Raw genomic sequence first — 5,832 nt, 5'->3', positions numbered from 1 at the left:
TGCTCCCGCTGAACCCGGCGTCCGCCCAGTCGGGCAGCGGTCCCGTCTCGACCCGGGAACCGCAGCCGGTGGCGGCGCCCGAGGCCGCGCCCGTCGACGCCGTCACGGCCGGAGAGGCGGCCGGCTGGGCGGCCGAAGAGGCAGTCTTCGGGGCGGGCGGAGAGGCGGCCTGCGGGGCGGGTCGTCCCCCTGTCGTACACCCCGCCAACAGGACCACTGCCCCCAGCAACACCCTGCGCGCTGAACCCATCTCACGCCTCCCGACGACCTGCTCGTGCTTCCTCACTGTCGGGACACCGGCCGGCTCTCCCGGGTTCCCGACCCGGGCCCCGGGGTGGTGGGCCCGGGTCGGCACGACCGCCTAACCCAGCGACCTGGCGATCTCGATCGCCTCGTACCTGGTGAGGTCTCCCTCGATGCGGTAGCTGACGTCGGCCCCCTGCCAGATCAGGGTGGCGGCGGCGAGCCGCGCGGTCTCCACCCGGACGGCGCCGGTGCGATCCACGTAGGAGACCGGGTGCGGGGCGCCGATCCAGACGGCGAAGTCGCCGTCGACCTGGACCCAGCTGGCACCCGCCGCGCTGCTCTGCTTGTGGAAGGCCAGGTCGAGACGGCCGTCGAAGGCGTCGATGCGCAGCGCTCCCCCGCGGTAGAGCAGCGTCGCCACCCGGCAGAAGCCCGCGCCGTCGGGGTCGGCGACCAGTACCTGCTCGGGCGGGCCCAGCTTCGTCGGGGTGCGGACGGGGAAGCGCACCTTCCGCTGCGCCTCGGCCACGGTGGCGGGCCGCTGCGTCGGCAGTGGCGAGGCGACGCCGGTGGGACGCGCCGGGTCGGGCGTCGTGGCGACCGTGATGCCGGCGAAGCGCAGCAGCCCGGCGGCGGCGTCGGCGAGGGCCGCGCGACCCGGCGGCAGCGCCGCCACGACCAGGGCGGCGAGTGCCGCGGCCACGAGGTGGCGCCACCGGCGTCGCCTCGGCGGGGGCGCGGCGAGGCGTGCGCGTACCCGGGCGGTCACGTCGGGCGGGTCGGGCGTCTCCAGCCAGGCGGCGAGGTCGCGCAGTTCGCGTTCGAGGTCATCCACGGCGCACCTCCGCGACGTCGAGCAGGCCGCGGAGCTTCGCCAGTGCCCGGGAGGTCCGCGACTTCACCGTGCCGCGCGGCCAGCCCAGCATGGTCACGGTCTCGTCCTCGCTGAGGTCGAGGAAGAACCGGCACACGATCACCTCACGGTCCTTCACCGGCAGCGAGCGCAGGGCCCGCACCAGGGTGGCCCGGCGTTCCCCGGCGAGGACGGCCTCGACGGCGGCGTCCTCACCGATCTCCGCGGGCGGGTTCGCCACGGCCGCGCGCAGGGCGAGCCCGTCGCGCCGGCCGCGCGACCGGTGCAGGTTGCGGGTCTCGTTGGCCACGATCGCCAGCAGCCACGACCGGAACGACGACTCTCCCCGGTAGCGGGAGATCTTGCGATGTCCCTTCACGAACGCCTCCTGGATGACGTCCTCCGCGTCCGGACCCGCGCCGAGCAGCACCGCCGTCCGGTACGCGGACGCGGTGTGCCGGGCGACCAGGAGTTCGTACGCCTCCAGGTCGCCCGCCCGGGCGCGGGTGACCAGGTCTTCGTCGTTCAGGGGTACCTCCGATGGGGACACGTTGATGACACCACCGGCGCCCTGCGGGTTCCGCCGCAGCGCGAAAAGCTCTCCGGTCGCATTCTCCGCCGTCCCGCCGGCCACGCCGGGGTTCGGCCCGGCCTGTAGCAATCCTTCTTGACGATTCATCGATGCGTAGCTAAGTTTCAGCCATCCGGACTGAGAGGTCGTCGTCGATGAAGGCCCGACTCGTTACCGCGACCGTCCTGGTGGTCACCCTGTCGACCACCCTCGCACCGCTGCCCGTCCAGGCCTCCGCCGCGCCCGCGCGCCCACCGGGCGGCGAGCACGGCTGGGTCACCTCGACACTGCGGCACATGAGCCTGGCGCAGAAGGTCGGCCAACTCTTCGCCACCTACGTCTACGGCGCCGACGCCACCGAACCCTCGGCCGCCGACCGCGCCGCCAACCGCGCGGCGTTCGGCGTCGAGACGCCCGCCGAGGTCGTCGACGAGTTCCACCTCGGCGGCGTCTGCTACTTCTTGTGGTCTCACAACCTCGACAGCCCGCGCCAGATCGCCACCCTCTCCAACGGGTTGCAGCGGGCCGCCGTCGGCGACGGCACGAAGGGGCGGGTGCCCCTGCTCGTCTCCACCGACCAGGAGCAGGGCGTGGTGCTGCGCATGCCCGCCCCCGCCGCGCAGTTCCCCGGGTCGATGGCCCTGGGCGCCGGGCGGTCGCCCCGGGCCGCCCACGAGGCCGCGAAGATCACCGGACGCGAGCTGCGCGCGGTCGGCATCCACCAGCCGTACGCGCCGATCGCCGACGTCAACGTCGACCCCGGCAACCCGGTGATCGGCGTACGGTCCTTCGGCGCCGACCCCCACCTGGTGTCCGAGCTGACCGCCGCCCAGGTCGCCGGGTTCCAGGACGGCGCCGGCGTGACCGCGGTGGCGAAGCACTTCCCCGGCCACGGCGACACGGCCACGGACAGCCACACCGACCTGCCCGTCATCGACCACACCCGACAGGAGTGGAACCGGATCGACGCGCCGCCGTTCCGGCGGGCGATCAGCGCCGGCGTCGAATCGATCATGACGGCGCACATCGTGGTACCCGCGCTCGACCCCTCCGGCGACCCGGCCACGCTGTCGCCGACGATCCTCACCGGCGTGCTGCGCGGCGAGCTCGGTTTCCGGGGCGTCATCGTCACCGACGCGCTGAACATGGCCGCCGTGCGGCGCAAGTACGGCGACGACCGGGTGCCCGTCCTGGCGCTCAAGGCCGGCGCCGACCAGCTCCTGATGCCGCCGGACCTGCGGCTGGCCCGGGACGCGGTGCTGCGGGCCGTCGCCAGCGGCGAGCTGACCGAGCGGCGCGTCGACGAGTCGGTCCGGCGCATCCTCGCCATGAAGTACCGGCAGGGCCTCGCCCGGTCGCCGCTGGTCGACGTCGAGCAGGCCGTACGCACGGTCGGGGCGCCCGAACACCTCGCCGCCGTGGCGCGGGTCACCGACCCGACCCTCACCGCCGTCCGCAACGACGCGGGGCTGCTGCCGCTGGGCCCCGGGCAGCGCTCGGTGCTGGTCACCGGCTGGAACAGCGCCGCCTTCGCGCCGGTCGAGACCGTCGCCGACGGGTTCACCGCCCGCGGCGCCCGGGCCACCGCCCGGCCCGCGACCCTGCCCTCGGATCAGACGATCACCGCGACGGCCGCGCTGGCGGCCGAGCACGACCTCACCGTCGTGCTGACCAACAAGGCGTGGGACACGACCGTCACCGATCCGCGCGGCACCCAGCGGCGTCTCGTCGCCGCGCTGCTCGGCACGGGGAAGCCCGTGGTGGTGGCGGCGGTCCGGGACCCCTACGACGTCGCGTACCTGCCGGGCGTGACCACCTACCTGGCGACCTACTCGTACACGCGGGCGGCGATGGACGCCCTCGTCCGCGCGCTGCACGGCGAGTTGTCCCCCCGTGGGCGGCTTCCCGTCACGATCCCCACGGCCGAGGGCGCGGGCACCGTGCTCTACCCCTACGGCCACGGCATGAGCTGGTAGGAGGCAACCCACCATGTCGTCGCTCCGCCCACCCGCGCTCCGACCACTCGCGATCGGCCTGACCGTGGCCGTCCTGGGCGCGGCCCTGCCGGCCACGGCGGCCGGGGCCACGCCGCCGCCGGCCGGCTCGGCGCCGCCGGTCGTCACGCCCGCCGACATCCACTTCCGGCACGACACGCTGCGGCCCGGCCACGCCCGCCAGGTCGGTCTGCTCCCCGAGCACGTGGACCGCATGCCCGCCGACCTGGCGGCGTACCTCGAGCCGACGCCGGACCACCCCGGCCATCCCGCGTACGCGGGCGCCGTGGTCCTGGCGGCCAAGGACGGCGTGGTCGTGCAGCACGCCGCGGTGGGCGCCGCGGTGAAGTACGCCGCCGTCGGTCCGCCGCCCGGGCTGGCAGGGGTGGAACTCCCCGCCGACGAGCAGATCCCGATGCGGCCCGACACCATCTTCGACCTGGCGTCGGTGTCGAAGTTGTTCACCACCATCGTGGTCATGCAGCAGGTCGAGCGGGGACGGGTGGACCTCGACGCGCCAGTCGCCCGCTACGTCCCGGAGTTCGCCGCCGGCGGCAAGGCGACGGTCACCGTACGGATGCTGCTCACCCACACCTCGGGCCTGCCCGCCTTCGTCCCCCTGTGGAGCAGGTACCCGACGCCGGCGGAGCGGTTCGCCGCCGCGCTCGCCACGCCGCTCGCGCCCGGTGCGGAGCCCGGTACCCGGTACGTGTACTCCGACCTCGGGCTGATCGCGCTGGGCGTGCTGGTGGAACGGGTGACCGGCCGCCCGCTGGCCGCGCTCGTCGCCGACGGCGTCACCGCCCCGCTGGGCATGACCGACACCGGCTACAACCCGGGGCCGCAGCGGCGGTCGCGGATCGCCGCCACCGAGTACCAGCCGTACGCCGGACGGGGCATGGTCTGGGGTGAGGTGCACGACGAGAACGCGTGGTCGCTCGGCGGCGTCGCCGGGCACGCGGGGGTGTTCTCCACCGCGGCGGACCTGGCCGTGCTCTGCCAGTCCCTGCTCAACGGCGGCGAGTACCGGGGGCGACGCATCCTGCGCGCGGACACGGTGCGCGCGATGCTGGTCAACTACAACGCCCCGCTGGAGCAGGCCTACCCCGAGAGCGATCGCGGGCTGGGCTTCGAGCTCGACAAGCACTGGTACATGATGGGGCTCTCCTCCCCGGTGGCGTTCGGGCACACCGGCTTCACCGGGACGTCGATCGTCGTCGACCCACTCTCCCACTCGTTCGTCATCCTGCTCAGCAACCGGGTGCACCCCGACCGCGGCTGGGGCAGCAACAACGTCGCCCGGCGCGCCGTCGCGCGCGATCTCGCCGAGGCGATGCCGGTGCGACCCCGGTCCCGCGAGGCGTGGCGGGCCGACCCACGCGACCTCGCGACGGTCACCCTCACGGCCCCGCTGCGCCGGCCGGCGCGGGGCGGCACGGCGAGCTTCCTGCTCTGGTACGACACCGAGCCCCGCTTCGACAGCGCCCGCTTCGAGGTCTCCACCGACGGCGGAGCGACGTGGGCCCCGGGACGACTGCTGCTGCGCCACGCCGACCGGCGGTGGAGCAGTGACGGCACGGTCACCGGCCACGGCGGCCGGGTCTGGTGGCAGGTCTCGGTCGAGTTGCCCGACCGGGCGACCCACCTGCGCTTCAGCAGCACCACCGACGCCTCCAGCCAGGGTCGGGGCGTCTACGTCGACCGGATCGTGGCGGCGGACCGGGACGGGTTGCTCTTCCAGGGCGAGGGCGCCGACGCCGCCCGGCTCGTTCCCGTCGGCTGGTCGCCTGCCCGCACCTGACCGGACCACGGCGCGCGCCGGCCCGCGTCGCCCGTGCCACCACCGCTCGGCCGGGCGCCGCAGCGTGACAGGAGTTTCGAAAACGCCGGCGGCGCTGGCCGAGGTGTGACGATTCGCCGGACCCGACGCGGGGTTTCCGGTCGCACCTGCCGAGCCATTGTCGGTCGCCGAACCCGCGCGTCCGGAGAACACATCGCGTCGAACAGGGTCAAGCCGCCATGAAGGGCCATGACCCGACTCGGCCCGCCGAATGCAGTCAATTTATCGACGCCTACGCGTCACCGTTTTTAACCGAAGCGAGACGAGCCACCACTAGGGTCAGTGAACCGATTGATCGGCGTCGTGGCTGGATCTGTCCCCGGGGTGG

4 protein-coding genes are annotated in these 5,832 nt (G+C 74.1%); 2 read left to right on the top strand and 2 right to left on the bottom strand.

The genetic code is table 11. From position 1 onward, the window contains the following. Nucleotides 1-361: 361 nt before the first annotated feature. Nucleotides 362-1,081, bottom strand: coding sequence for a hypothetical protein (locus tag F6X68_RS29845; RefSeq protein WP_151457373.1), 720 nt, complete (start codon nt 1,079-1,081; stop codon nt 362-364). Then, nucleotides 1,074-1,649 (bottom strand): RNA polymerase sigma factor, encoded by a 576-nt coding sequence (locus F6X68_RS29840; RefSeq protein WP_225852509.1) that lies wholly within the window; start codon nt 1,647-1,649, stop codon nt 1,074-1,076. Before F6X68_RS29840 ends, F6X68_RS29845 begins: the two co-directional genes overlap by 8 nt. Nucleotides 1,650-1,825: 176 nt before the next feature. Here F6X68_RS29840 and F6X68_RS29835 point away from each other — a divergent pair, with 176 nt between their 5' ends. Together F6X68_RS29835 and F6X68_RS29830 are read left to right on the top strand one after the other, a co-directional pair. Next, a complete protein-coding gene (locus F6X68_RS29835) occupies nt 1,826-3,646 on the top strand; it encodes a glycoside hydrolase family 3 protein (protein ID WP_151457371.1) in 1,821 nt (606 codons plus the stop codon). Nucleotides 3,647-3,659: 13 nt separating this feature from the next. Continuing rightward, the gene (locus tag F6X68_RS29830; RefSeq protein ID WP_151457370.1) at nt 3,660-5,465 is read left to right on the top strand and encodes a serine hydrolase domain-containing protein; all 1,806 of its coding nucleotides are present in this window, start codon (nt 3,660-3,662) and stop codon (nt 5,463-5,465) included. The last annotated feature ends 367 nt before the right edge of the window (nt 5,466-5,832 follow it).

The sequence above is a fragment of the Micromonospora sp. AMSO12t genome (assembly GCF_008806585.1).
In the GTDB taxonomy this organism is placed as follows: domain Bacteria; phylum Actinomycetota; class Actinomycetes; order Mycobacteriales; family Micromonosporaceae; genus Micromonospora; species Micromonospora reichwaldensis.
The sequence above is the reverse complement of the archived record's forward strand: the minus strand, read 5'-3'. Positions and strand labels throughout refer to the sequence as shown.

Coding starts and splice junctions, on each gene's coding strand:
- F6X68_RS29835 (WP_151457371.1), top strand. CDS start 1,826: ATGAAGGCCCGACTCGTTACCGCGACCGTCCTGGTGGTCACCCTGTCG.
- F6X68_RS29830 (WP_151457370.1), top strand. CDS start 3,660: ATGTCGTCGCTCCGCCCACCCGCGCTCCGACCACTCGCGATCGGCCTG.